The sequence below is a fragment of the Gillisia lutea genome, from assembly GCF_021568705.1.
Classification (GTDB): Bacteria; Bacteroidota; Bacteroidia; order Flavobacteriales; family Flavobacteriaceae; genus Gillisia; species Gillisia lutea.
This window is the reverse complement of the sequence record NZ_JAKGTH010000008.1, coordinates 85634-111755: the sequence shown is the minus strand read 5'-3', so window position 1 is coordinate 111755 and position 26122 is coordinate 85634. Positions and strand designations below refer to the sequence as shown.

The 26122-nt window shown below is 34.1% G+C and carries 22 protein-coding genes; 12 read left to right on the top strand and 10 right to left on the bottom strand.

From position 1 onward, the window contains the following. The first annotated feature begins 26 nt into the window (after positions 1-26). From L1I30_RS07645 to L1I30_RS07635, 3 genes are read left to right on the top strand one after another with little or no spacing between them, the layout of a single operon-like run. Positions 27-4436, top strand: a complete 4410-nt coding sequence (locus tag L1I30_RS07645) for a DUF8693 domain-containing protein (RefSeq protein WP_236133687.1) — start codon at positions 27-29, stop codon at positions 4434-4436. Continuing rightward, a complete protein-coding gene (locus tag L1I30_RS07640) occupies positions 4436-4960 on the top strand; it encodes a DUF4402 domain-containing protein (protein ID WP_236133686.1) in 525 nt (174 codons plus the stop codon). The genes L1I30_RS07645 and L1I30_RS07640 overlap by 1 nt, the downstream gene beginning before the upstream one ends. A 16-nt stretch (positions 4961-4976) precedes the next feature. Continuing rightward, the gene (locus L1I30_RS07635; RefSeq protein WP_236133685.1) at positions 4977-7562 is read left to right on the top strand and encodes a hypothetical protein; all 2586 of its coding nucleotides are present in this window, start codon (positions 4977-4979) and stop codon (positions 7560-7562) included. Here L1I30_RS07635 and L1I30_RS07630 read toward each other — a convergent pair. After that, positions 7559-8059, bottom strand: coding sequence for a GreA/GreB family elongation factor (locus tag L1I30_RS07630; RefSeq protein ID WP_236133684.1), 501 nt, complete (start codon positions 8057-8059; stop codon positions 7559-7561). The genes L1I30_RS07635 and L1I30_RS07630 overlap by 4 nt on opposite strands. Before the next feature lie 330 nt (positions 8060-8389). Here L1I30_RS07630 and L1I30_RS07625 point away from each other — a divergent pair, with 330 nt between their 5' ends. The 3 genes from L1I30_RS07625 to L1I30_RS07615 all read left to right on the top strand — a co-directional run bounded on the left by L1I30_RS07625 (position 8390) and on the right by L1I30_RS07615 (position 12245). Next, complete coding sequence (locus L1I30_RS07625; protein WP_236133683.1) at positions 8390-9019, top strand: HD domain-containing protein; 630 nt, start codon at positions 8390-8392, stop codon at positions 9017-9019. Between the two features lie 111 nt (positions 9020-9130). Further along, the gene (locus tag L1I30_RS07620; protein ID WP_236133682.1) at positions 9131-10948 is read left to right on the top strand and encodes an SLC13 family permease; all 1818 of its coding nucleotides are present in this window, start codon (positions 9131-9133) and stop codon (positions 10946-10948) included. 43 nt (positions 10949-10991) lie between these two features. Beyond that, entirely contained in the window at positions 10992-12245 is a 1254-nt protein-coding gene (locus L1I30_RS07615) for a glycosyltransferase (RefSeq protein ID WP_236133681.1), read from the top strand. A 59-nt stretch (positions 12246-12304) separates the two neighbouring features. On the opposite strand, the gene L1I30_RS07610 is transcribed toward L1I30_RS07615, so the two are convergent. Further along, complete coding sequence (locus L1I30_RS07610; protein ID WP_236133680.1) at positions 12305-13639, bottom strand: aspartate kinase; 1335 nt, start codon at positions 13637-13639, stop codon at positions 12305-12307. Between the two features lie 102 nt (positions 13640-13741). Here L1I30_RS07610 and L1I30_RS07605 point away from each other — a divergent pair, with 102 nt between their 5' ends. Beyond that, complete coding sequence (locus tag L1I30_RS07605) at positions 13742-14389, top strand: hypothetical protein (protein WP_236133679.1); 648 nt, start codon at positions 13742-13744, stop codon at positions 14387-14389. A 19-nt stretch (positions 14390-14408) separates the two neighbouring features. Here L1I30_RS07605 and L1I30_RS07600 read toward each other — a convergent pair whose 3' ends face one another. Continuing rightward, positions 14409-14561 carry a hypothetical protein gene (locus L1I30_RS07600; protein WP_236133678.1) on the bottom strand — a complete coding sequence of 51 codons (153 nt, stop codon included), beginning with the start codon at positions 14559-14561 and terminating at the stop codon, positions 14409-14411. A 164-nt stretch (positions 14562-14725) separates the two neighbouring features. Here L1I30_RS07600 and L1I30_RS14315 point away from each other — a divergent pair, with 164 nt between their 5' ends. Next, a complete protein-coding gene (locus tag L1I30_RS14315; RefSeq protein WP_262911035.1) occupies positions 14726-14857 on the top strand; it encodes a hypothetical protein in 132 nt (43 codons plus the stop codon). Positions 14858-14877: 20 nt separating this feature from the next. Here the strand turns inward: L1I30_RS14315 and L1I30_RS07595 are convergent, their stop codons facing one another. Both L1I30_RS07595 and L1I30_RS07590 read right to left on the bottom strand, forming a co-directional pair. Continuing rightward, positions 14878-15639, bottom strand: a complete 762-nt coding sequence (locus L1I30_RS07595) for a phosphatase PAP2 family protein (RefSeq protein WP_236133677.1) — start codon at positions 15637-15639, stop codon at positions 14878-14880. Between the two features lie 134 nt (positions 15640-15773). Next, positions 15774-16268, bottom strand: coding sequence for a 3D domain-containing protein (locus L1I30_RS07590; RefSeq protein WP_308444053.1), 495 nt, complete (start codon positions 16266-16268; stop codon positions 15774-15776). A 247-nt stretch (positions 16269-16515) separates the two neighbouring features. Here L1I30_RS07590 and L1I30_RS07585 point away from each other — a divergent pair, with 247 nt between their 5' ends. Continuing rightward, the gene (locus tag L1I30_RS07585; RefSeq protein ID WP_236133676.1) at positions 16516-16944 is read left to right on the top strand and encodes an FKBP-type peptidyl-prolyl cis-trans isomerase; all 429 of its coding nucleotides are present in this window, start codon (positions 16516-16518) and stop codon (positions 16942-16944) included. 46 nt (positions 16945-16990) lie between these two features. Here the strand turns inward: L1I30_RS07585 and L1I30_RS07580 are convergent, their stop codons facing one another. From L1I30_RS07580 to L1I30_RS07570, 3 genes are read right to left on the bottom strand one after another with little or no spacing between them, the layout of a single operon-like run. Continuing rightward, positions 16991-17683 (bottom strand): N-formylglutamate amidohydrolase, encoded by a 693-nt coding sequence (locus tag L1I30_RS07580; RefSeq protein WP_236133675.1) that lies wholly within the window; start codon positions 17681-17683, stop codon positions 16991-16993. Continuing rightward, positions 17680-18900 carry a glutamate-cysteine ligase family protein gene (locus tag L1I30_RS07575; RefSeq protein WP_236133674.1) on the bottom strand — a complete coding sequence of 407 codons (1221 nt, stop codon included), beginning with the start codon at positions 18898-18900 and terminating at the stop codon, positions 17680-17682. The genes L1I30_RS07580 and L1I30_RS07575 overlap by 4 nt, the downstream gene beginning before the upstream one ends. 1 nt (position 18901) lies before the next feature. Continuing rightward, positions 18902-20353, bottom strand: coding sequence for a RimK family ATP-grasp domain-containing protein (locus L1I30_RS07570; protein WP_236133673.1), 1452 nt, complete (start codon positions 20351-20353; stop codon positions 18902-18904). Between the two features lie 200 nt (positions 20354-20553). On the opposite strand from L1I30_RS07570, the gene L1I30_RS07565 reads away from it, so the two are divergent. After that, positions 20554-21843 (top strand): dipeptidase, encoded by a 1290-nt coding sequence (locus L1I30_RS07565; RefSeq protein ID WP_236133672.1) that lies wholly within the window; start codon positions 20554-20556, stop codon positions 21841-21843. 50 nt (positions 21844-21893) lie between these two features. Here L1I30_RS07565 and L1I30_RS07560 read toward each other — a convergent pair whose 3' ends face one another. Beyond that, positions 21894-22742 carry an SdiA-regulated domain-containing protein gene (locus L1I30_RS07560; protein WP_236133671.1) on the bottom strand — a complete coding sequence of 283 codons (849 nt, stop codon included), beginning with the start codon at positions 22740-22742 and terminating at the stop codon, positions 21894-21896. A 196-nt stretch (positions 22743-22938) separates the two neighbouring features. On the opposite strand from L1I30_RS07560, the gene L1I30_RS14310 reads away from it, so the two are divergent. Together L1I30_RS14310 and L1I30_RS07555 are read left to right on the top strand one after the other, a co-directional pair. Next, positions 22939-23073 (top strand): hypothetical protein, encoded by a 135-nt coding sequence (locus L1I30_RS14310; protein WP_262911034.1) that lies wholly within the window; start codon positions 22939-22941, stop codon positions 23071-23073. Positions 23074-23254: 181 nt separating this feature from the next. Next, positions 23255-25552: a transglycosylase domain-containing protein gene (locus L1I30_RS07555; protein WP_236133670.1), complete on the top strand. Its 2298-nt coding sequence runs from the start codon at positions 23255-23257 to the stop codon at positions 25550-25552. A 30-nt stretch (positions 25553-25582) separates the two neighbouring features. Here L1I30_RS07555 and L1I30_RS07550 read toward each other — a convergent pair whose 3' ends face one another. Next, complete coding sequence (locus L1I30_RS07550; RefSeq protein ID WP_236133669.1) at positions 25583-25945, bottom strand: hypothetical protein; 363 nt, start codon at positions 25943-25945, stop codon at positions 25583-25585. Positions 25946-26122: the final 177 nt, after the last annotated feature.

Sequence of the window (26122 nt, the reverse complement as noted above, 5' to 3'; positions counted from 1 at the left end):
TACTCATCAGTAAAAAATAAATAGAAATGAGGTTTAACAAGATTATTCCTTATTTCATTTTGCTTCCCCTAATGTTTCTATTTACAGATACTCTTAGCGGACAAAGTATTAATAATATAACATTGTCTAGCAATTCTGTTTGTGCAGGAAGTAATATTGATATTAGTTTCAGTATAAGAAATGGAACTGGTCCAAATAATCGTTTTAATGCGAATACAGAATTCAACATTTACTTATATCGTTATGCGAATGGTAATTATGCATTCTATGGTATAATTGATTCATTTCAATCTTCCTCCTATCCTATCGGAAATAATAATGCTTTAAATATTAATAGAAGTAATATTCCAGTTCCAAATAATCTTCCTCAAAATAACGATTATTTTGTTCTTATCATATCTTCTAATCCAGATGCTTATGATTTTACTAATTATTTTGAAGTAAAATCTAGACCAGCCACTCCAACACTTTCAAATAACGGCCCCATCTGTGTTGGAGGCACTCTAAATCTATCCGCTTCATCAATTTCTGGAGCCACCTATAGATGGAATGGTCCGAATGGATATACATCAACACAACAAAATCCGAGTAGAACAAATGTTACCACAGCTATGGCTGGTACTTATACTGTTGTTGCTACTGTTAATGGATGTACTAGTACCGCTTCCAGTACCAACGTAGTTATTCAACCTGCTAGTACAACATACAATCAAACAGAATCGGGAAATAATAGTTGGATTGGGCATGTTTATGATAATGTAAATTTCACCAATTATCTTGGAGGGTATACAGAAGCTCGCAGTTTTGATCAATCTTTTGGAGGAAATCAAAATAATTTTAGGCTTGGTACTACTAGCTGTTCTCCTACTGTTTATACTGAGACTTTTTCCGTAAGATATAGAATGACTTCAAATCTAAAAGGCTTGTATTACACCACTATTGGAGCAGATGATGGTAATAGGTTAAGTATAGACGGCACTGAAATTTATAATGATTGGAATGATCATGCTTACAGAGAAAATAGTAACATACTATTAAATTTAAATGGCGCTAGTAATCTTGTTCTGGACTATTATGAGAATGGTGGAGGAAATAGAATAAGTTTTGCCAATTTGATGCCTCTTGTAGAAAATACCCTTTCCCAAAATACAAATCAAAATTTATGCTCCGGGTCTAATGCTACTGCAATTTCAGGTGATCAAATTAATACGCTTCCCAACGGTATAAACCGAGTAGGTACAGGTTATCAATGGGTATATTCAAATACTGTAAATGGACCTAGAACTAATATTAACGGAGCTACAGCCGCTACTTTTACGCCTAATACAAATGCAACTCCTTTCAATCAGGCAGGCACCTATTATATTTATAGACAGGTAAAATTATCTAGTAGCAACAATACCGGGAACAATCCTTATGTAACCACACATGAATCCAATGCCGCAACGGTTGTGGTAACAACGGGCCCTACTGCTACTTTAAGTGGTACTACAACTATATGTGAAGGGGAATCTACAGATATAACTGCAACTTTTACAGGAGTTGGACCGTGGACTATTTCAGGAACTATAAATTCTACTCCTTATTCTTATAATGTAAATCAAAACCCTTATACGTTATCGGTTAATCCCACTACATCTACAACATATCGCATCACTAGTATTTCCGATAGTCGTAATTGTACAAATAATTCGGTTAACACTAGTGCTACTGTTACTGTAAATAACAATGTTATTAATAATAGCATCAGTCAGAATCAGAACTTATGTCAGGGTACAGCAATACAACAGTTAACAGGAAGTGTACCATCAGGAGGGAATGGAACTTTTAGTTACCTATGGGAATCTAGTGTTACTAGTGCTACATCGGGCTTTAATGCTGCCCCAGGAAACAATTCTACAATTAACTACACCCCAGGAAATATCACTCAAACAACATGGTTTAGAAGGAGAGTTACTTCATCAACATGTGGGGCCAGCACCTCTAATGTTGTAACAATCACAATTAATTCCGCATTGGCTAATAATAATATAAGTTTTGTAAATGGGAATTCAGGAAAACTTTGCGCAGTAGCCGATGAGAATGCTACACTAAACCTTTCTGCACCCGTAGGAACAGTTTTTACCTATGTAAATTTTGCCAGTTACGGTACTCCTAATGGAAATTGTAACGCATTTACTTACAGCGCATGCCATGCAAATGATAGCCAAAGTATTAGTGAAAGTTATCTTCTAAACAATACTACTGTTTCTATTCCTGCTACTAATGGTATTTTTGGAGACCCATGTCAGGGAACCTATAAAAAACTAGCTGTAGAAGCTACCTATTCTCAACCTATTTGTGTTGGAACAAATCCAGGAGTTATTCTTGGAACAACACCAAGTGGTGGAGATTCTAATTTCACGTATTTATGGCAAATAAGTTCTACAGGGCCAAATTCTGGTTTTACAAATGCACCTGGAACCAATAACACAAAAGATTATAGCCCTGGAGAACTATCACAGACAATATGGTTAAGGAGAACAGTTAGCTCTGGAGGTTGTTCCAGCACTAGTCCTGTATTATTGATACCTGTTAAAACAGATAATGTGTGGACCGGAGCCACAAGTACCAATTGGAATACAACTTCCAATTGGGCCTGTAATACGCTTCCTACTCTTAATACCAATGTTGTAATTAATGGCGGACTTACAAATTATCCGATCTTAAATAATGGCGTCACAGGAAAATCAAAAAGTATTGATATCGCAGCAGGAGCTTCTGTAATTGTAGTGGATAATACTTTAGAAATTGCCGGCGCAATTACGAATGCTGGCAGCTTTAATGTAGAAAGAGGTGGTATCGAATTAAAAGGAAATGTATTACAACAAATTCCGGCCGGAATATTTACGAATAACCGAATAAAGAATATTGCTGTTAATAATTCTTCTAACGGGCAACTACAAGGTCCTCTTGAAGTAACTGGAATAGTTAATGCTGCTATGGGAGATTTAATAACCGGAAATAATTTAAAACTGATTTCAGATGCTGTTCAAACTGCACTTATAGATGGTTCCGGAAATGGGCAGGTTTTAGGAACAGTAACTATGCAACGTTACCTGGATTCTAGCTTTGGATATAAATATTTTAGTAGCCCTTTCAGTAATTCGGTAGTAGGTGATTTTGGAGCTTTTATGGATCTCACAGAAACTTTTCCTACGTTCTATTATTATGATGAGAACCGGCAGGATTCTGAAAACAGAGACGCTACAGGTTGGGAATCATATACAGGTGAAAGCAATCCAATAGGTGTTTTTCAAGGTTATGCTATTAATTTTGGCAGTGCTACCTCTCCTATAACTGTTGAAATTTCGGGAGAGGTAAATAATGGGAATCAAGCCACCTCTTTAATCAGCCATAATAGAACCTATACTAAAGGTTTCAACCTTATTGGTAACCCCTACCCTTCTCCTATAGACTGGAATGCATCGGGATGGGACAAATCGGGTGTTGATGATGCTATTTACTTTTTTACCGCAGGTAATACCAACCGATATACCGGAAGCTACTCATCGTATGTTAACGGGGTGCAAAGTGTTGATGGACTTTCCTCTAGTATAATACCTTCTATGCAGGGATTCTTTGTTCATGTAAAAGATTCACCGGTTGATAGTTACCCTGTAAATCATGTGCTTTCCGCGACAAATCAGGTAAGAGTAAATAATTTCAGTCAGCCATTTTTGAAAGTTGCTGAAAGAGAAAGCCGACCTTTAATTAGATTGATCGCAAATTTCGAAAATACTATTTCGTCGGATGCCTTAGTAATCTATTTTGACCAACTTGCTAAGAAAGAATTTCAGGGAGATCTGGATGCTCTTAAGTTATTTAATACCGATTCGGAAATTCCTAACTTCTATAGTATTTCAAAAGATAATAAGCAGCTTTCTATAAACGCGATCTCAGATTTTTCTCAAAATAATTATGAGAAAATCCCATTGGGTATTGCTATTGAAAAGGAAGGCTGGGCCTATATTCAATTAAAGGATTTAAAGAATGTTTCTTCAAGTTTAAATGTTTACCTGATAGATTCGGAAAAGAGAATTGGACAGAACCTGAGTGAAAATCCTAAGTATAAGTTTTACAGTAAGTCTGGTGAGAATAACAAAAGGTTTTCTTTACTATTTTCCTACACTCCTATGACCGATCCGGCCATTGCTTTTAATGAACCCTTTAGCGTAAATACTCAAAGTTCTACTGTTGTAATTAATATGAATCTAGAACATAATGAAAAGGGAACTATCAAAGTGAGTACCGTTACAGGCCAACTTATAGACGTTAAACCGGTTCAGGGAAATGAGCCGGTAGAAATTGAAGGTATCAAAAGTTCTGGCGTATATTTTATTACTTTAACTGTAAATTCTGAAACATTTTCAAAGAAAGTCCTAATTCGCAAATAATGAAAACGCTCTTAAAACATAAAGACAACTTGAATAAGACTTCCTATGTTATTCTATTATTAATGATGTTTTACGGGAGTTTAGTAGTGGCACAGGAAAATCCCCCAATACCGGTAGAAGTGGATGTAAATACCTCTAGATTTTTAAACTTTGGATCCTTTATTACGGGCGACAGTGGCGGAACTGTATCGGTTGACTACAATAGTATAAGAACTTCTTCAGGAGATATTATATTACTTAATTTAGGTCAAACAGTTTCTTCAGCATTATTTGAAGTTAAAGTAAATCCGGGAACAATTATTAGTATTGCTCCTACTCCCGCTATAGTTATGAACGGTTCTAATGGGGGATCTGTTACATTGAATATAGATAGTTACAGTACAGGATCAACCTTTATTACCACAAGCAGTTCCGAGGTTATAAACGACGTATACATAGGGGGAACCTTAAGCGTTGGTAATTCTACCGCAAGTCCTGCCGGAAATTATAATGGAACTTTTACAATAACTTTTATTCAGCAATAAGTATCTACTCTAATCGATGAGACATAAATACCCTGCTTGTTTTTTTCAATACATATTTTATTTACTTGGCAGGGTAACATTACTCTTACTTTTATTCAGTATAGGAATTCCTACCGTTAAGGCCCAGGGCTATCCGGAATATGATGAACTAACTGTTGATCTTAAAATTCCCAACTACGGAGTATTAGATCTTCCTATTGCGATTAAAAATGAAGATGCTTATATAGGGGTTACCGAATTATTTAACCATTTAAAGATCAAAAACACCAAGGAATCCTCCGGTAATGTGATAACCGGATTTTTAATTAATTCCGGGTTTAAATATAAAATAGATCCCACCAGTAAAAGTATTTTATATAAAGACGTAACCTACCCTGCAAGCGATGCGTTTATAGTAACACCCACAACTACGTATTTAAAGTCCGATTACTTTGGAAAGATCTTTGAAATTAATACAGATTTTAATTTCAGAAACTTAGAAGTTGTTCTGCAAACAGAATTGGAATTACCGCTTTTAAAAGAGATTAGACTGCGTAAAATGCGTAGCAATTTAGATAATGTGAAAGGTATTGTAAAACCAGATACTACAATTGCCAAAACATATCCGTTTTTTAAAGCTGGAATGTTAGATTGGGGAATTACCACTACACAACAGTCCATAAGCGAAAATGACAACCGGTTTAACCTTGGCTTAGGAACAATTATTGCCGGAGGAGAAACAAATGTGCTCTTAAATTATTCAACTCAGGTTCCCTTTATTTCTCGCAATCAATTTTATCAATGGAGATATGTAAATAATAGTAACTCGGTATTTAAGCAAATTACTGCAGGTAAAATATTTACTCGCTCCACCTCCTCGTTATTCGCTCCGGTTGTTGGGCTTCAACTTAGTAATGCCCCTGTCCATAACCGACGCTCTTTTGGAAGTTATACTCTTAGTGATTACACTGAACCGCGCTGGACGGTAGAGTTATATATTAATAACATACTTGTAGACTTCGTAGAAGCCGATGCTTCCGGATTTTACACTTTTGATGTCCCTCTTATGTATGGTAATACCGCTGTTAATTTAAAATTCTACGGTCCGAACGGAGAGGAGCGCTTTGAAGAAAAATCTATAAATATCCCTTATAATTTTATTCCGAAGAATGAATTTGAATATACCTTAAGTGCCGGAATTGTTGAGGATGGAGATAACAGAAAATTTTCAAGATTAAATTTAAACTATGGAATTACCAACGGACTTACAATTGGTGGTGGAGCAGAATATGTTTCTAACACAGCGAGCGGTGAGGTTATTCCTTTTATTAATACCTCCATCAAATTAGCACCCAGCTTTCTGTTTACAGGGGAGTATTCTTACGGGGTAAAAGCTGAAGGTTTATTAAGCTATAGAACTCTCTCCAGTTTTCAAGTCGATTTTAGTTATATAAATTACGACAGGGATCAAACTGCAATAAATTATAATTATCTGGAAGAAAGAAAACTAACCATTTCTACTCCTATACGTACAAAATTCTTTACGGCCTATACCCGATTTGGTCTCAATCAAATTATCATGCCTACTTCAGAGTTTACAACAGCTCAGCTTCTTTTGTCCGGTGTTGTTATGGGAGTAAGCACTAATTTAACCACTTACGGCCTGTTCAATGACCGAAGTGTGGACCCCACAATTTACAGCATCTTATCTCAAACCTATCGCCTACCCTATCAATTCCTCTTTTCTCCACAAATTCAGTATGATTACAATACCAGTGAATTAACAAATATGCGTGTAGAGTTGGAAAGACCTGTTTTTAGAAGAGGTTTCCTCAATTTAAGTTATGAAAATAATCTACAAAGAAATTTATATAATCTTGAGATAGGATTAAGATATATTTTTGATTTTGCCCAAACCGCCGTGGTTTCAAGGTTTGGAAACAAAAACTCATCATTTGTACAATCTGCCAGGGGAAGTTTAAGATTGGATGATAACACAGGAAGTTTAAGCGTAAGTGATAGAAATAGCGCTGGAAAAGGCTCTATTAATATTCTTCCTTTTCTGGATCTCAACTCTAATGGAAAGATGGATGATTCGGAACCGGAAGTACCAAATGTTCATTTAAAGAACAATTTGGGAGCAGTTTCTTATAATAAAAATGAAACTATTATTAATATAACCGATTTGCAACCTTACACAAATCTGGTAATAGAAATCGATACTTTAAGTGTAGATAACATTGCGTGGAGAATTAAAAATCCTAGAATTAGCGTAGAGACGGTTCCTAATCAGTTTAAAAATATTTATGTCCCTATTCATGTTGTGGGAGAAGTTTCGGGAATGGTATATCTTAAAAACGAGTCAGGCACCAACGGTCTGGGTAGGATTATAATTAATATTTTAGATTCCAACCAAGAGGTAATTGCCAATATTCTTACCGAAGGTGATGGGTATTTTAGCTATTTAGGTTTGCCTCCTGGCACATATAAAGCAAAGTTGAATGAAAATCAGCTTTCCAATCTTGGATATTTTTCAAAAACATCTGAAGTCTCCTTTGAAATAGAAATTGATAAATATGGAGACATTGTAGATACTATTGAATTTGTAATTCAGTCAAATTAGTATTCTATCATTAAAATTTCTAATTCTTGCTGTTTTCCGGCCATAAATGCTTGTGTTTTTTCACCAACTTTCTTTCCTGTAAGCGCTTTGGCAATAGGAGCTACAAAAGCTATTTTTTGATCTTTTATATTCGCCTCATCCACACCTACAAGCTGAAATTTCAGGGTCTTTTTATCGTCTAAATTTTTAAAGCTCACCGTTGCACCAAATCGAACTTCATCCTGTGGTTGCTCTTCGGGTTTTAAAATTCTGGAAGAATTAATTCTATCCTGCAATAAATTAATGGTTCCGTCCAACACTGCAAGCGCATGCCTTCGCTCCTTATCGTCTGTAATATCAAGATTTGCTCGCTGCTGTTCAAGTTCCTTTTTTTCATCTATCAGTTTCTTATAACCCAGAGGGGTAACATAATTAATAACGCCCACTGGTAAGGCAGCTCTTGGAGGAATAAAAGGTGCTTCTTCCTGATCATCTTCTTTTACAAAACCTCGACTCATAACTATAAAATTTTCTTTTTTTCAAATTATACAAAAACTGAAGAAGAGAAAAAGGAATTAAGATTACTTTATTAATTAATCTTTTTTTTCGCACAAATTGTGGAACTTGAAATTTGAATCGCTTAGATGTGTATTACGGTATACTTATGCTGATTTATTAAAAGAGATTCATCTACTATTAATACAATTACCTAATAAAAGGTTAAAGTATTTATTTAGTTGATGTATTAGTTGAATTCTCGTAAATTAGAAACATGATTTTGTATAACAAAAAAAGCACTTTTTGCGGTTGCAAAATTAAAACTCCCAATCTCAGATATATCTATTTTTATGGCATTTAGTTTTTTAAAAGGTTTAAGCAGGTCTAACATTGTTGCTCAAACACAAGAGTACTGCATTGATTTTTTAAACAACAGTCGCTGTAAATCTTTACCTTTCCATAGTGTACAACATACTCAGGATGTCTATAAATATGTAAAGACCATCGCAAATTATGAAGAGGTTTTTGGTGCAGATTTAGAACCTATTCTTATCGCTGCATTATTTCATGATACCGGCATGGCCGAAACCTATAAGGACCATGAGGATAAAAGTGTAGTATTTGCCATGGATTATCTGGAAAAGCATAATTATCCAAAGGACAAGATGGAGATTGTGAAAAGCTGTATTATGGCTACCAAAATGCCTCAAAACCCCAAGAATCAGGCTGAAAAAATTATTTGTGACGCTGATCTTTATCATTTGGGTTTAGAGAGTTATATTTTTAGAAATGAGCGCCTTAGAGCCGAATGGGAGCAATTTTTCAATAGGCAATATTCTGATGAGGAATGGTTTGCTATAAATGTTGAATTTCTCGAAAACCAGAAATATCATACCTGGTTCGGAAAAACAGTTCTCCGAAATAGAAAAGATCTCAATTGTAAAATGCTTAAAGAAAGGCATGAAAAATATAAAATCTAGTTACGGTTGTTATAAGGATTTTCTTATTCATTACATCAATTCATAAATATTTCAGAACTTCATAAGATTAAACTCTTTTTAATTCTACTTTTAACTTCCTAATTTAGGGGTATGACTGTAGAAATAATTTTGGTGTTTATCATTTTAGCTATTGTAATTGTATTTTTTGCTCTGGAAGTTTTTCCTGTAGACAAAATTGCTTTTTTTATAATGGTAAGTCTACTCGTCACCAATATAATTAGTCCTGAAGAAGCCATAAGTGGGTTTTCCAACCCTGCAACCATTACAGTTCTCGCCTTAATGATAATAGCTATTGGCTTGGAAACAAATGGGGTTATAGACTGGCTTGCCAAAGGCTTACGGAATTTTAAGGGTCTTCCCATTTATCTCATGATTCCTTTATTTATGCTTATTGCAGGCGGGATTTCAGCCTTTATTAATACAACCGCAGTGGTAATTGTGTTTATTAAAATTATCACCGAACTCTCTGCAAAATATAATATTCCAAGCGAAAAGTTATTGTTGCCTATCTCTTTTGCAGGAATTATTGGAGGAAGCTGTACCCTTATGGGAACTTCTACCAATTTAATTGTTAATGCTATTGCCGTAGAACGGGGTGTAGAAAAGTTTTCCTTTTTTGAATTTACCTGGTATGGCGTTATATTTTTGGTAATTACCATATTAACTGTCACCATCTTTTCAAGATTTCTTCCTAAGAAAAAAGAGACCAACCTAAATGAAGCATATAATTTAGACGAATATATTACTACCGTTATTATAAATCATGATTCTAAACTTATTGGAAGGAACATAGTTGATACTTTTTTCTATGACAATAATGATATAGAAATATTAAGATTGAAAAGGGACGGGATTATAAATGATAGACCTGGAAAATATACTAGCTTACAGGAAAATGATCAGCTGTTATTAAGATCTAACTTAGAAAACCTGGTAAAGCTTAAGGAGAATAAAGGTCTTACTATAATAAAAAAATCGGATGCAGAAAAATTATTAGATCCTCTTAAACATGAAGAACCAATAGAAGAAAGCGTCCAGTTAGTGGAACTTTTAATGCTGCCTAATTCCCCGTTAATAGGTAAAAATATCAACTCGGTTGGGGCCTATGATCTACATGGAGCAGTTCCTTTGGCTATTAAAAAACGAAGAAGTTATATTCATCCAGAAAGCAGGATTTTTGGTAAAAAACGTGACCAAATTGAACTAAGAGTTGGTGACAGATTGTTGGTAGAAGTTTCCCAGCGTACCCTATCCAATTTAAGTAAATTAGAAAATATAGCGATTTTACAGGAGCATGAAGAAGTAGATGTATCTACCAAATCTAAGAAATATATTAGTTTAGGCATCTTATTACTTGTAATTGCACTTTCAGCCTTCTCTATCTTTCCAATCTTAAAAAGTGCACTTGTAGGCTGTTTTCTTATGATCTATTTTAAATGCATAGATCTCGGTAAAATATATTCTCAGGTAAACTGGCAAATAATATTTCTCCTGGCAGGAATGATACCTTTAGGGGTGGCTATGAGTAACAGCGGGGCAGATGAATGGATTTCAGCAAGATTACTCGAATTATTTGACGATCAAACCGGAACTGTAATTGTAGGAATACTATTTTTAGTGACGATGATTATGAGCGGCTTTGTTTCAAACAATGCCACCGCTATTATTATAACACCTATAGCCATTACTATTGCCTTGGCTTTAAAATTAGATCCTAAACCTTTTATTCTTGCCATCATGTTTGCTGCAAATTTTAGTTTCTTCACACCAGTTGGATATCAAACAAATACCATTATTTATGGAATGGGAATCTATAGATTTAGGCATTTTCTTATAATTGGAGGAGCGGTTTCACTAGTACTATGGATTGTAGGTTCTCTTTTACTTTCAAGTAGTTTTACTAATTGAACATATTTAAGAAAATTTCGGGTATTTTTGAAAAAATCAAAATTTGAAATCTCTTTTAGTAATAGGGTACGTATGGCCGGAACCCAATTCTTCGGCTGCAGGGGCGCGTATGATGCAGCTTCTGGACTTTTTTCTTTTGCAAAATTATAAAATAACTTTTGCCTCTACAGCTGCCAAGACCATTCATATGGCTAACCTTGAGGAAATGGACATTAATAGCATCAATATTGAATTGAACAACAGTAGTTTTGATGATTTTATTTCTGCCCTAGCTCCGGATATTGTTTTATTCGATAGGTTTATGATGGAAGAGCAGTTTGGATGGAGAGTAACGAAGATTTGTCCTAATTCAATAAAGATTCTCGATACGGAAGATCTTCATTTTTTAAGAAAACACCGTGAACTGGAGTTTAAAGCTCTACAAAAAAACCAATTAAAAATTAAAGATTCTGAACTGGCAAAACGAGAGATAGCTAGTATTTATAGATGTGATTTAAGCCTTATTATTTCTAAGCAAGAAATGCAGCTGCTTATTACCGATTTTGAGGTTCCTATTAATTTACTGATTTATATTCCCTTCCTATTCGATAAACTTTCTGAAAACACTATAACTGAACTTCCCAAATATGAGGAAAGAGAGCATTTTGTGAGTATTGGAAATTTCAGACACTTTCCAAATTATGATGCGGTCCTTTACTTAAAAAAGGAGATATGGCCTTTAATTAATAAAGAACTTCCACGTGCCCAAATGCACGTATATGGTGCCTATCCTTCTCAAAAAGTTACACAATTAAATGCACCCAGAAATAATTTTTTCATCAAAGGATGGACAAAGAATGCCCAGTGGGAAGTGAAAAATGCAAAAGTTAGCTTAGCTCCACTGCGCTTTGGTGCAGGACTAAAAGGTAAGTTAACGGAGGCTATGTTATGTGGAACTCCTAATGTAACTACCAGCCTTGGAGCTGAAGGGATGCATGGAGAATTGGGATGGAATGGTTATATTGAGAATGCCCCTGTACTTTTTGCGCAAGCTGCAATAGCACTTTACACCAAACCCGATATATGGAAAGAAGCCCAGTTAAGAGGTTTTGACATTATCAATCAGTTATATGATAAAATTCCGCATCAGGAAAGACTAAAACTTAAAATAGAAGAATTATTTAATACACTACAAAAACATAGAACAGCTAACTTTACCGGTGCAATGCTTAATCAGCATAGAAATAAAAGCACTTATTTTCTTTCGAAATTTATTGAGGTAAAGAATGAACTAGAACAATTAAGAGCAGAAAAATAAAAACCGCCTACCCTAAAATAAGGCAGAACGGTTTATTATAAACAAAACGAATCTTAATTTTAATGGATAAGTTCTGGCTCGTTAATTTTGAATAACTTTTGATGAAGAGCCTGCAATGTTGCAATTTTATTATTGGTTTCTACCAGTAGGGAAACATTATTAATACTTCCACCGTACGAGATCATTCTAACCGGTATGTCATTTAATATTTCAAATAATCTAGAAGTTGCTTTATCCTCTATAAGCCCCTCACCTACTATACATATAATGCTATGGTCGGTTTCTACAGTGATCTCACCATAATCTTCCAGATCGTTAATTATAGCCTCTAGATTGTGGGTATCATCTATTGTTAATGAAATAGCTATCTCTGAAGTGGTTATCATATCAATCGCCGTTTCGTGCGCATCAAACACATCAAAGATCCTTCTTAGAAAGCCGTGAGCCATTAGCATTCTATTAGACTTTATTTTTATGGCTGTAATACCATCTTTAGCTGAAATAGCCTTAAGCCCTTTGCTGGTTATCTGCGATGATATCATAGTTCCCTGAGCTTCTGGTGTGAAAGTATTTTTTAAGAAAATGGGAATATTTTTATCAATTACCGGGGAAACTGTTTGTGGATGTAAGATTTTGGCTCCAAAATATGCCAGTTCTGCCGCCTCCTCAAAAGTAAGGTGAAATAATGGATGGGTATGTTCAACATAACGGGGATCATTATTGTGAAAGCCATCTATATCTGTCCATATTTGAATTTCTTCTGCTTCAATAGCTGCCCCGAGAATAGTTGCTGTAAAATCGCTTCCACCTCTTTTTAAAGTATTAATTCTATTGAATTTATCTATTCTCACAAAGCCTTGAGTAACATATACCTTTTCTTCTCCTAGGTTTGAAACGTATTGCTGGAATAACCTTCCTACCTTTTCGGTATCAGGATTTTCCAAATTTGATACATACATAAATTTCTTTGCGTCCAATAATTTGTTCTGTATTCCGGTAGAATTTAAAAAGGCGGAAAAAATACATGATAGTAAAGATTCTCCAAAGGTTAGAATAGCAGAGATCAGGTTTTCGGAATAATCGTTGCTGGTAATTTCTACCAAGCTGGAAAATATATTATCTACTTGGGTAAATACTGCTTCTATTTGACCATGAGGTATCAATTCGGAAATCAGGTTGTAATGTTTGGTTTTTAAGCCAGCAATTATATAATTTACCTCTCGGGAATTTCCGGCTTTAAAATATTCAGTAATCTTTACAAGATCATTAGTTACCCCAGACATTGCAGAAACAACGATTAACTTCTTCCCATCTACATTTTCTACAATATTTCTAACATTTCGTATGCTCTGAGCAGATCCTACAGAGGTCCCTCCAAATTTTAAAACTTTCATAGTTCTCTTTATTTACTAGTGCATAAGTACTCAAACTTTGAAATACTATAAAAAACATAATTAAATTTATATACATTTGCACAAAATGTATATTATTTAACAATGAACACGATCACCTCCTGCGTACACAATATGCTCAGGCATCAACCTTTTTTAGATGATGCACTTGCCAAGGACCTTATAAACTTTAGCGCGTTAGCCGAATACTTGCAACCAGATATTGAAAAAGAGCTTAGAAAACCTGTAAAACAGGGATCTATAATTATGGCTCTTAGAAGGTATGCACCTAAAAAAAATCTGCTTAAGAATTCCAATTTAAGAGAAATGGGAGATATCGTGGTGCGTTCGGGGATTACAGAATATACTTATTTAAATTCCCGTAGCATTTTATCCAGTCAGGCGGAATTATTAAATATTGTTAAAAATGAAGTGGGAATCTATTTTAACTATAGTAGTAATTATCAGGAAAGTAATATTCTAGTTGCAAACGATTTACGTGAGACCGTGGCCGAATGTTTTAAAAATGAAATTTTGGTCACTGTAAAAGAGGATCTTTCCAGCATAACAATAGCCTTACCAAAGAATAGTTCCAAAACAGTTGGACTCTATTTCTATATATTCAAATTATTGGCATATGAAGGTATACCTATATTTGAAATGATATCCACCTCTAATTACTTTGCCCTCTTCGTAGAAAAAGAATATGTTAATCAGGCGTTTTTATTACTAAATGAAATTAAAATTTCATAACTGTATGATGTAGATTATTCTACCAGTAATCAAAATAAACGCCAGTCATAGCTACAACAGCAATTAATACTACGAGTATGATGATAATAAAAACCGACCCAAATCGGGTTTTATTATTATTTTGTATAATATAATCTTCTGATTTATTGTCATTCTCATCACGTATCTGCATATATTATTTTTTAAGATTATAAGGTGTTACTAATTACTTTTGTTCAATTTAATAAAGATTATTCAAACTATAGGCATATTAGCTAAAACTAAAGTTTTCTTAATGCAGATTGTAGCTTATAAATATCTATCTATTTTTAAACAATTAACCTAATCAATAAAATTATGAAAAATATAATTAGAGCTATACTTGCAGGCTGGGGAGCAAAAAAACTTGGTGGCGGTTGTGGCTGTATTGGCGTTATAGTTGTTTTTATAATTCTATGGATTATTTTAGGCTATCTTGGTTTAGGCTAATAGTGTAATTATACTTCCTTCTAATTCATTTTGTTAGAGATATCACTGATTTCTGCGTTATTCGTCCTTCTCTTAAAAAGGTCCACTACATTAAACATAAGCACACAGAATGTGATCCATATTAATCCTGCGATAAATCCTCCGGCAATGTCTGAAGGAAAATGTACTCCTAGGTAAATTCTACTAATCCCAATGGCTGCAATTAAAAGAACAAAAATGCTTATGAGACTAAATTTGAGCCATCTATTCATTTTTAATCTATAACATAAATAAATTAAGAATCCGTAGAAAGATATAGCACTCATTGCGTGTCCACTTGGATAGCTTAGAGTTTCTACAGATACTAAATGTTCTCCCATAGGTCTGGCTCTATCTATAAACCTTTTTAATGCTAAATTTGATAAAGCAGAGACTCCCAAGATCAGGATCATTTGTCCTACATAGCTCCAGTTTTTAAGTTTGAAATAAAAGAAGAAAGCACTTAATAAAGCTACTACCAGATAACCATAGAAATCTCCAATATTCGTTATAAACTGAAGTATTTTATTAAGTATCGGACTTCTATAAGAAATTACATAATTTATAATAGAAGCATCGTAGGTAGCTAAAGTTTTAGATTTTAGGGTCTCGGTAAGTTCAATGAATAGGTTAATCCCTATCACAACTATTATCAAGGCAAGAATGATGGTTAATATATAGGGAAGCTTACTATTATATTTTTTGAAATTTCTCTTTAAAAATTCGGCGATTACCTGTACAAATTGAATTAATTGTGCTTTCATGTGCAATTATGTGTGCTATAACCTTCATAGCCATTTTAAATTTATAACTAATTGCAAATCTATTTATTATGAAATATTATCTCTCCCTATAAATTCTTAAAGTGAATGTTTTAAAAAAATTAGGCGATGGTAACTTATTGGGTGTTAGGAGAAACATCAATGATATCGGCCGCAATATTTTCAACTAAATAATGAATATGCACTCGCTTTCTCCCCCACTTTTTCGCTTTTTGAATATTGTTGCCCATATAGATGTCAATTTTATTTTTCCATCGATGATGCATCTTATCTTTTACAAAAAATACGCCTTCCAGACCTTCAATTCTTACAGGAGTGTTATAATCTAACCCATCTTTTATTAAATCGCGGGATACTGCAATTACATTCATTCCCGGAACTAGGGTATCTCCCCAAGCAGTAATTCTTGGATTGGCACTTCCCGTTTGATATTGAACAGAATTATAGGCACTAGCCGAAACTTCCAGTGTTTGCCATTCCATTATTGCTGCAGGAGAAGTATCTTCTTTTTTGCATCCTATGTAAATCCCCACAAGCACACTTAATGTAGAGAACAAAAATAACTCTCGTATCATCCCTTTAATTTTAAAGATATATGCTATAACTGACATATTTTCCGATTATTATTTGAGGCTGCAATATTTTCCGTATTCATATTGCAAAGTACGAAAAATGGGCCTTTAAAGCCCGTTTCTCTATTTTATGAATATTAATCTTGCATAATATCACAGGGAATTGGTAGAAATATACTTATTAGGACTTTGGCTTGGTTTTGGCACATACTATAGAAATTAGTAAAAAATTAAAAGTAGTTCCATATACTAACTGGATCTCTTTTAAAAATTGAAAAACATTATTATGAGTCAAGTAAAACAGAATGACACGGTAAAAGTACATTACACAGGAAAATTAGCAGACGGGCAAGTCTTTGATAGTTCTGTAGGAAAAGATCCTATTGAATTTACTTTAGGCCAAGGTCAACTGATTCCAGGTTTTGAAAAAGGCCTGATTGATATGCAACTTAATGAGAAAAAAACTATCAATATTCCTAAAGAAGAAGCTTACGGTGAGCCTCGTCAAGAATTAATCCAAGAGGTTGATAAAAGTCAGTTGCCTGAGGAAATCACTCCTGAAGTGGGAATGGGACTTGTTTCTAAAGGACCTGATGGACAGGAAATGAATCTTCTAGTATCAGAAGTGAAGGAAAACTCTATCGTAGTGGATGCTAACCATCCATTGGCTGGAAAAGACCTTATTTTTGATCTTGAAGTTGTAGAGATAAAATAATTTCCAGTTATATTTATTTTAAAGAGCCTGCTTATGCAGGCTCTTTTTATTTTAAGGTATTAACGGTAATTTTTAATGCCTTATAAATGTTATTTTTTAATACTATATTCAAACTTTTCTCATCAGCAAAGCTTTGGTTGATCTCCAATTCAATTCCTGCATAATTTAGCGGAAACCTCCTTCTTAAATAAGTTGTAAACCCATCAGCCGTGCCTTTATACGGATAATTATACCGAATTTTAAGCCTCGGATTTAATACTTTAAGCTCCGTTTTAAAAAGCTTCGAAAACTCTTTTTCACTATTATTGGCAGGATCATATAATAAACCAATATTTGCTTCTCGCACTATTCCATTTAAGACGGGTGTAAAGCTATGTACAGAAATATGCAGCACGTTCTCTCCTAAAGCGATATATTCCTTTATTTTATTTTCAATCTTATCTCTATAATTAGAAAAATACTTTTCTATAAGTTTGGTTTTTTCATCAGGCGAAAGACTTTTGGTAAATTCTGAAAATAACGAACGGTGATGTTGCGACCTGTTGACTTCAATAAGTAGGCGGCTAGTCGTCGTATGCTCATGATAATCGGCAAGCTTTACTAGCTTTTTGTAAATATCAAAGGCACCTAGATCAATTCCCTGGTGAGAATTCAATACCTCTTTATTATTTTCAAATAAATAAGCATAGTGCGGGGGAATCTCATTTCCCGCATGTTCACAGGAGATTATAAGTTTCATGGTAGGAATAGTTTATTTTCGGCAAGACAATTCCCTAACTTTTCATACACTTTTATAATATTCTCTTCGGAAAAATCTGTCCCTACCGCAGATAATATCCGTGTCGATAAACTTTTGCGCTTTAAAATAAATTCAATAGTTTCTCTGTGCTTTGGTGAAATATTATCTTTTACCCTATTATATATTTTAATCCAAAGTTTATTTGCTGAAGTTTCTTCCTTTATATCGAAAAGATTCAGGTATAATTTATTTTCAATTTGTGCATCTTCGGCTTCTTTTATAACCTCATTAAAAATTTTATAAAGATCATTTTCATGCCAGGCTTTTTGATCCTCTAAAGCCACTAGTTCTTCACTTACCAGCACTTTCAAGGTTTCAATAATTAGGACTGCAATGGCAATATCTGCTTTGGGGCATTCCTGTATATCGATAACCCGAATTTCAATTGCGTTTCTATCAAATCTTGCTATTGCTCCTCTGGAATTGAGAAAATGATGATCTAAAATTTTCTCTGTGTCATATGGTTTGATAGCCTTATTGATAGGCTCAAATATTCCCTCGAAATACTCTTTTTTAGTAAACAAGCCTTCCGGAATTACTTTACCAGTCATTTCCGGAATTTCCTTTTGGTTATATTTATATACTTCCATTCTGGCATCTTTAAACCCAGTAAATTTCCCTTCAAATATGGGAGAACTTGAACTTAAGGCAGGAATTATAGGTAATAGGATTCTAATCGCTGCATGTAATCGCTCAAATTCGGCATCATCATAAAAAGGTAAATTAATGTGCATACTTTGTAAATTGCTCCATCCATGCCCTTTACAGTCAAAAATACGATTGTATAAGGCATAAATTTCACTATAATTATGTTGCCATAATTGCATATCGGTATCTGGATTCATCAATGGATGAGAAGCACTGGGCCACAATTTAGAATTTAAATGGGAAAGAATTTCATTGATTTCCTTTATGTTATTGGCAAATAACTCATCTAAATTTTCGAGATCGGATGTTGGCCCATTGGTTTTAAGCTCTACCACATGCCCTACCAACTCGTTACTCCATTCAATTTTACCATTATCGATATCTGATGTTAATGAACCATTTTTGGCAATCATCAGTTCATCCACGATAGGAGTTACTTTATGATCGGCGTTTCTTACAAGCATATACTCCAGCTCTATGCCATATACTTCAAAAAGGTGATAGCTCATATTATTTCTTTAGTAATCTATTTTTAATTGCGGTTAAAATCTCCATATAAACCTTGTCTCCATAGAAAGAATCTTCTACACCAAAGTCTATATTCGGGTTGTCGTTAATTTCAATAACAAGAGGCTGGCCATTTACCTCCTTTACATCAATTCCATATAAGCCCTTTCCCATTAATTTAGCCGATTTTAATGCTACATTTAAAATCTTCTTCGGAACATCCTCTATAGCCATACAATCGGCATTCCCATCCTGATCATCTTTTTTTGGAGCATTCCAGTTATAGATCTGCCAATGCCCCTTAGCCATATAATATCTACAGGCAAAAATTGGCTTATCATCTAAAATGCCTATTCTCCAATCATATTCTGAAGGAGAGAATTCCTGAGCAATAATAAGTTCAGAACTCTTAAGCATAGAGCTCACTAAAGTTTGAAACTCCTCTACAGTCTCCGCTTTTTTAACTCCAAAGGAAAAAGTAGAATCTGGCGATTTTAGAACACAGGGTAAGCCAGTATAAGGCAAAACTTCATGTTTGTTTTCTTTATGAACAATCATGGTTCGTGGAGTGGGGATATTTGCGTTTTGCAAGGCTTCGGCCATAAAAACCTTGTTACAACATTTTAAAATTGCATCGGGATAATCAATAATGGCGATGTCTTCCTGTTGCGCTTTTCTTGCAAAGGCATAGGCTTCATTATTTACCTCGGTGCTCTGGCGAATAAACAAAGCGTCGAATGCGGAAAGTCTAGACAAGTCTTTCGGAGAGATAACCTCTACATAGAAATTCATTTTTTCAGCTATCTCAATAAATTTCTTAATCGCTTTTGGATTACTGGGAGGTGCTGGATCATCAGCTTGTACTAAAATTGCCAGATCAAATTCAGACGTATTAAGTTTGGGAGTATCGTAGCGCTTCTTTGCAAAATACTCTGAAGCAAATGAATACATACTTTCCTTATGCTCCTCTGGTATTTCAGATTCTGCTATTGCTCGAATAGATTTTATATTCCATTTATTGGTGAAATTGAATTTTACCCTTAAAAATGGAATTTGAAAATGCCTGTAGAACATAGCACTTAATTCCTTGTATTTCTGAGCCACGTTCTGACCAAAATAGATGCTTAACGTAAATTTCTGGGATTTGATATTCTTAAAACTTTGCTGAATAAGATCATCAAAATCTTCAGAAATGATCTTCACCAATTTAGGTTCCCTTAAATCTACAATATTCTTAACGGTTGGGATAGCAAGATGCCCCCTGGCTTCGGCTAAAAGAGAAACATAATAACCTTTAGATTGATAAGAATAATCTTTACTCAAGTTAAAGATCCTGGCTTTTTTAAGTTGTGCAAATTTAGAATTGGTCAAGTATTCCTGCGTAGAAATGACACTTACATTATCAACCGATAAATTCCATTTTTCAGGTTGGTTAACAACAATAATTTTATTCATATAATTAATTAAAACTTATCAAAGTTAGAATAAAAACCAGTAGCTAAATAAAATATTATTATGCTATTCGGCATATTTTATATTACAGTATAAGTTAAGATTTTAAGATGAGATTTTAGTATAAAAATAGGCTGCTTACACATCGTAAAAAGTTTATTTATTATTCTTAATTTTCGGAATCAAATTTTAAAATGAACTTTATGAAAATCAAATTACTTAGTATAAGCTTTTTATTAGCCGGAGGTTTTGCTTTTGGTCAGGTAATAGATGACACGCAATTATTGCAGAAAGCAAGAGCAATTCATGAGAAGTTAATTACTATTGATACCCATGATGATATAAATGTAAATAATTTTACCATTGATAATAACTACAGTAGTAATTTAGATTCTCAGGTAAATATTCCCAAAATGTTGGAGGGAAAATTGGATGTGGCCTGGTTTATAGTTTATACTGGCCAGGGAGAACTAACGGATACAGGTTATGAAGCAGCCTACGACAATGCAATGTCAAAATTTGAAGCTATTCATAGGCTAACAGAAGAAATTGCTCCAGGTAAAATTGGACTTGCTACCAATTCAGAAGAAGTAAGAGATTTAGTTAGCCAAGGGAAGCTCGTGGCCATGATAGGCGTTGAAAATGCCTATCCAATTGGGGAGGATCTATCGAACATTAGTAAATTTTACGATCTGGGAGCGAGATATATGTCATTGTCGCATAACGGACATAGTCAGTTTAGTGATTCGAATACAGGAGAAGAGGATAATATCTGGCTTTATAATGGGTTAAGTGAACTTGGCAAGAAAGCTATAGTTGAAATGAATAGGTTGGGAATTATGATAGATGTATCACATCCCTCTAAAGAAGCTATAAAACAAATGTTTGAGCTCTCTAAAGCACCATTAATAGCTTCCCATTCATCTGCCAGAGCCTTATGCGATCACAGTAGAAATCTTGATGACGAATTGCTGATGCTTTTTAAAAAGCATGGAGGTGTTGTACAAACAGTAGCATTCAGATCGTATGTGAATTCTGAAAAAGATGAGGCCTTTAGTAATGCTCAAAATGAAATCTATAAAACAAAGGCTAGTGAAATTGGTTTTAACTTATTAGAGAGAGATAGTATACAAAAATTAAATATCGCTCAGAAAACAGCATATTATGAAGGATATCAGAAAGTAATCGAGACTTCTCATACTGATGTAAAAGCATTAAAAAAACAAACTAGTCCGGTAAATGTCTCCGATTATGTAGATCATATCGATTATTTGGTAGAAAAAATTGGGATCGACCATGTAGGAATTAGCTCCGATTTTGATGGAGGGGGTGGTGTAGAAGGCTGGAGTGATGCTTCTGAAACATTTAATGTTACTTTAGAATTGGTGAAGCGTGGCTATACTGAAGAACAAATAGCTAAACTGTGGGGTGAAAATTTATTGAGGGTGCTAGATGAAGTGCAGGCAGTAGCTAAAAAGCTTCAGAAATTGTAGAAAGAAAAATCAAAGAAAGAAAAGCTGCCACATTGTGACAGCTTTCTTTTTTAATCTAATGTAACTTGAAGAATGTTAGGAGCTCCGCCCTGGCCTTCGTTAGATATATATAACTTTCCATCTTTACTAAAAGTTAATCCTTCAGCTTGCGGGAATTGACCTTCTTTTAAAACATACAGTTCTTTAGCTTTACCGGTGGCATTTAGGATTAATAGTTTTGGATTTTTCCCTTCTAAAATATAGATGTCTTCTGTGACCGGATTAATTCCAATCTCTGAGGGATTCATGCGAGAATTATTTTTTTTCTGGTCCAACTTATTAAAAACAGCATCTTCATAATCAATTCGAAAAACTGGCTTTTCATTAATTGCCTTAATACTCAGATCGAAAGCAAAAACAGGCTTCTTATTCTTTCCGGCTTTATCCTTCACTGCTAAAAGAAGTTGATTGTTATTTCTATCATAACAGAGTCCTTCAAAATTATAATTTTCCTTTAGCTCATACTTATATTTGTAGGTTTTTGGATCTTCTTTATATATATCTTCAATCTCGAAAATTGTACCATTACTTTCTAAAACATAAGCCTTCTTCCCTATCAACGCAACGCCTTCAAAATCTCCATTCTCTTCAAAATCTATTTTTCTTTCAATTTTAGAGGAAGCTAAATCATATATAAATAAGATACCATCTTCGTCTTGTACACAAAGTATTTTATTTCCACTTATCCAGGCTATCCCAGAAATTTCTTCAAGTGCATCAGGTAACTCCCATTTTTGAACGATTTTCAATGCCTGAGCATTTGGAAGATCAAAATTTGGAGCGGTTCCATGAAATGCATAATATATGATTCCAACCACTCCTAATACTCCAATTACAATTAATAAGACTGTTCTTTGCATATTCAAATTTAATTAATCTCTTGCTCGTCCCCTTGTGATTTTAACTACTTATTAAAACTTTAGGTTTTAATTATATATTTTTTTGAATTACATCTAGTTCTGTTAAAAATATGTTAAATACTACCTTTTTATACATAGTACTGTAACAAAATATATTTCCTGTCGTCTATTAGGTATAACTTAAAACTTTTATATTATGGCAACTTTAGAAAACATTATCCAGAATTACAATGTACTGAAAGAAGGAGACTTAACACATCGTAGACATTTTATGAACTTGAAAAGCTCTACCAGAGAGAGCTGGTATAATAGAAGACGTTACGGGGTGTAATTTGATAACTAAATTTTTACTAAATGGTTTATCTTAAAAGCTAATAGCCGATTATTTAAATAATAATCGGCTATTTTATTCATATTATTTGATTATAATATAAACTGAAATCTAAAAATTACCTTAACGTCCTACTTCCTTTTTAGAAGTATTCGTTTATTTGTAAGGATTAATTCCAGTTATGCTTGAAAAATTCAAAAAGTCCAGAAAATTAAAATGGGCTCTTGGCGTCCTACTATCTCTAATAGCAATACCCCTGCTATTTTATACTCTTATATATTTAGGTGCCTTTGGAAAGATACCAAGTACCTCTGATCTTAAAGAATTAAACCAAAGCAAGGCAACTCAAGTTCTGGCTGCGCATGGAGAACTCATTGGTAAATTTTACATTTTTGATAGACAACCCATAACTTACTCTCAAATTCCTCAACATCTAATTGATGCGTTAATAGCTACCGAAGATGTTCGCTATTACGAACACAATGGAATTGATAGTAGAAGTCTATTACGTGTTTTCTTTAAAACCTTGTTACTCCAAGATAAATCGTCTGGCGGAGGAAGCACCATTACCCTACAATTAGCAAAGAATCTATATGGAAGAAAAGATTACGGAGCATTCGGCATAGTGGTTAATAAACTCCAAGAGGCTATTATAGCAAAACGATTAGAAGATATTTACTCAAAGAAAGAAATACTTACGCTGTATCTTAATACAGTTCCATTTAGCGATAACACCTTTGGAATTGAAAGTGCCGCTATGAAATTTTTCAATAAACATACAAAGGCTCTTAATCTGGAAGAAGCTGCTGTATTAATTGGAATGCTTAAAGCATCTCACTACTTTAATCCCAGAATTTTTCCTGAAAGGAGCCGTTTACGCCGTGATGTTGTATTAATGCAAATGGAGAAATATGGTTATTTGTCTAATGCGCAAATGGAGCAAGCAAAACAAAAGAATCTTCAGCTGGATTATCAGTTCTACAGCAGTAACCAGGGCGTTGCTCCGTATTTTCGTGAACAGCTACGAAAAGATGTTAGCGCCATTTTAGACACTTTAAAAAACGCGGAAGGTGAAAAATATAATATCTATAAAGATGGATTGATCATTCACTCTACCATCGATTTCACGATGCAACAACTTGCCGAAGCTTCTGTAAAAGAACATATGCAAGATTTGCAGAAAGCTCATGAACAATCTTATGGTTCCAGAGCTCCTTGGTTAACCAATAACGAAATTATTTTAGCTGCTGTTAAACGCACAGAAGTATATAAAAAGTTGAGTAACCAAGGACTTTCAGACGCTGAGATATTGAAAAGACTTAATAAAGATTCTCATGAAATGGAACTTTTCAATTATGATGAAGAGAAAGTGATTACGGGAACTACTTTAGATAGTATAAAACATTATTTAAAGTTTCTTAATACCGGGTTCTTAGCGTTGGAACCCTCATCTGGCGCCGTAAAAGCCTGGGTGGGTGGTGTTAATTTTGAGCATTTTAAGTACGATCACATCTCGCAAAGTAAACGCCAAATTGGCTCTACTTTTAAACCTATTGTCTATACGGCTGCTTTGGAAAATGGAATAGCACCTTGCTCCTATTTCTCGATCAATGAAGTAACCTATGAAAATGGTTGGACTCCTTCAAATTCGGGCAGTTATGGAGAAGATCCATTTATGAACTACAACCTAAAAACGGCACTCAGTAATTCTATTAACACCATTGCGGTCAAAGTTTTGATGGAAACGGGAATAAGTAATGTAATAAGTCAAGCTGAAAAAATGGGCATTCAGTCCTCATTGCCCAAAGTTCCCTCTTTGGCATTAGGTACTGCTGAATTAAGCATAAAAGAATTAGCCGGGGCGTATACCAGTTACGTGAACAACGGAAAATCTACTACTCCATTTTATATAACCAAAATTGAAGATAGTAAAGGAAATACCCTGGCGGAATTTAAACCAGTACAAAAAAAACAAGCAGCTTTTACTGAAACCAATAGACAGGTTATGATAGAGTTTATGAAGGCCACTGTGAATGAAGGAACCGCTACCCGACTTAGAACTACTTATGGACTTCAAAACGAAATTGCTGGTAAGACCGGAACAACTCAATCTAATAAAGATGGATGGTTCGTGGGTATTACTCCAAAATTAGTAACGGTTACCTGGGTGGGATCAGACGATCATAGAATTGGATTTAGAAATACGCGAATTGGACAGGGAGCAAATTCAGCTCTTCCAGTTTTTGCCCTTTTTATGCAGAAATTAAATCAAAATCCTAATTTTAGTGACATAACCCAGGCGCATTTTAAAAAGCCTTCTGAGGAAGTTGTAGAGCTTTTGGATTGTGAAGCAAGTTCCAGAGATGGCTTTTTTGACCGACTTTTTAATAATCCGGATAAATCAAATAACAAGAAAAAAGAACCCAAAAAGAAGAAAGGGCTTTTTAAACGCTTGTTTGGTAAAAAAGATAGAGACTAGTTTTCACCTACAAAAGAATACCTCTCCTTTTTAAACAGGAACTACACTTTCTGCCCAGCTTCGTGCATCGTCAAGATTATTGAAGTAAGCAAAGGACTGCCCAAATTTCATTTGTTCATGCTGTGCTTTTTCTTTAACATCGGGACATTCTGAAACAACAGCTATGGCTTTAACTTTTTTAAATAGCTTATTTGAATATGCCTCGAGATTGATATTGTATTTATTTTTTCGATGAGAAATAATAGTAAAATCTCGGCCCTCAAAGTGATCAAATATTATTGATAATGTATTCTCTGCCGCTTTAATATCAAAATTGATATTTTCAAAAGCTTCAACAACCACGTAAGTATCGTAGAAATAGAAAGTATAGAACTGGGTTGTTTTAGTAATCATTAGATAAAATTTACTGCTTAAAATTATTAATAAAAATCTTTAAATGTTAACGTTAGTTTAAAAACGTTAAATTAATAACTAAATATGTTAAAAATAATTGTGTTGATTTTTAAATTATCTTATTCTCATTTCTTTGATAGATATTTTACCTATTTATAATCTTTATTACAGCACTTA

Coding starts and splice junctions, on each gene's coding strand:
- L1I30_RS07580 (WP_236133675.1), bottom strand. CDS start 17,683: ATGAAACTTATAATCTCCTGTGAACATGCGGGAAATGAGATTCCCCCG.
- L1I30_RS07570 (WP_236133673.1), bottom strand. CDS start 20,353: ATGAATAAAATTATTGTTGTTAACCAACCTGAAAAATGGAATTTATCG.
- L1I30_RS14310 (WP_262911034.1), top strand. CDS start 22,939: ATGGCAACTTTAGAAAACATTATCCAGAATTACAATGTACTGAAAGAA.
- L1I30_RS07620 (WP_236133682.1), top strand. CDS start 9,131: ATGACTGTAGAAATAATTTTGGTGTTTATCATTTTAGCTATTGTAATT.
- L1I30_RS07625 (WP_236133683.1), top strand. CDS start 8,390: ATGGCATTTAGTTTTTTAAAAGGTTTAAGCAGGTCTAACATTGTTGCT.
- L1I30_RS07595 (WP_236133677.1), bottom strand. CDS start 15,639: ATGAAAGCACAATTAATTCAATTTGTACAGGTAATCGCCGAATTTTTA.
- L1I30_RS07560 (WP_236133671.1), bottom strand. CDS start 22,742: ATGCAAAGAACAGTCTTATTAATTGTAATTGGAGTATTAGGAGTGGTT.
- L1I30_RS07555 (WP_236133670.1), top strand. CDS start 23,255: ATGCTTGAAAAATTCAAAAAGTCCAGAAAATTAAAATGGGCTCTTGGC.
- L1I30_RS07610 (WP_236133680.1), bottom strand. CDS start 13,639: ATGAAAGTTTTAAAATTTGGAGGGACCTCTGTAGGATCTGCTCAGAGC.
- L1I30_RS07605 (WP_236133679.1), top strand. CDS start 13,742: ATGAACACGATCACCTCCTGCGTACACAATATGCTCAGGCATCAACCT.
- L1I30_RS07565 (WP_236133672.1), top strand. CDS start 20,554: ATGAAAATCAAATTACTTAGTATAAGCTTTTTATTAGCCGGAGGTTTT.
- L1I30_RS07640 (WP_236133686.1), top strand. CDS start 4,436: ATGAAAACGCTCTTAAAACATAAAGACAACTTGAATAAGACTTCCTAT.
- L1I30_RS07635 (WP_236133685.1), top strand. CDS start 4,977: ATGAGACATAAATACCCTGCTTGTTTTTTTCAATACATATTTTATTTA.
- L1I30_RS07575 (WP_236133674.1), bottom strand. CDS start 18,900: ATGAGCTATCACCTTTTTGAAGTATATGGCATAGAGCTGGAGTATATG.
- L1I30_RS07590 (WP_308444053.1), bottom strand. CDS start 16,268: ATGTCAGTTATAGCATATATCTTTAAAATTAAAGGGATGATACGAGAG.
- L1I30_RS07630 (WP_236133684.1), bottom strand. CDS start 8,059: ATGAGTCGAGGTTTTGTAAAAGAAGATGATCAGGAAGAAGCACCTTTT.
- L1I30_RS14315 (WP_262911035.1), top strand. CDS start 14,726: ATGAAAAATATAATTAGAGCTATACTTGCAGGCTGGGGAGCAAAAAAA.
- L1I30_RS07645 (WP_236133687.1), top strand. CDS start 27: ATGAGGTTTAACAAGATTATTCCTTATTTCATTTTGCTTCCCCTAATG.
- L1I30_RS07585 (WP_236133676.1), top strand. CDS start 16,516: ATGAGTCAAGTAAAACAGAATGACACGGTAAAAGTACATTACACAGGA.
- L1I30_RS07600 (WP_236133678.1), bottom strand. CDS start 14,561: ATGCAGATACGTGATGAGAATGACAATAAATCAGAAGATTATATTATA.
- L1I30_RS07550 (WP_236133669.1), bottom strand. CDS start 25,945: ATGATTACTAAAACAACCCAGTTCTATACTTTCTATTTCTACGATACT.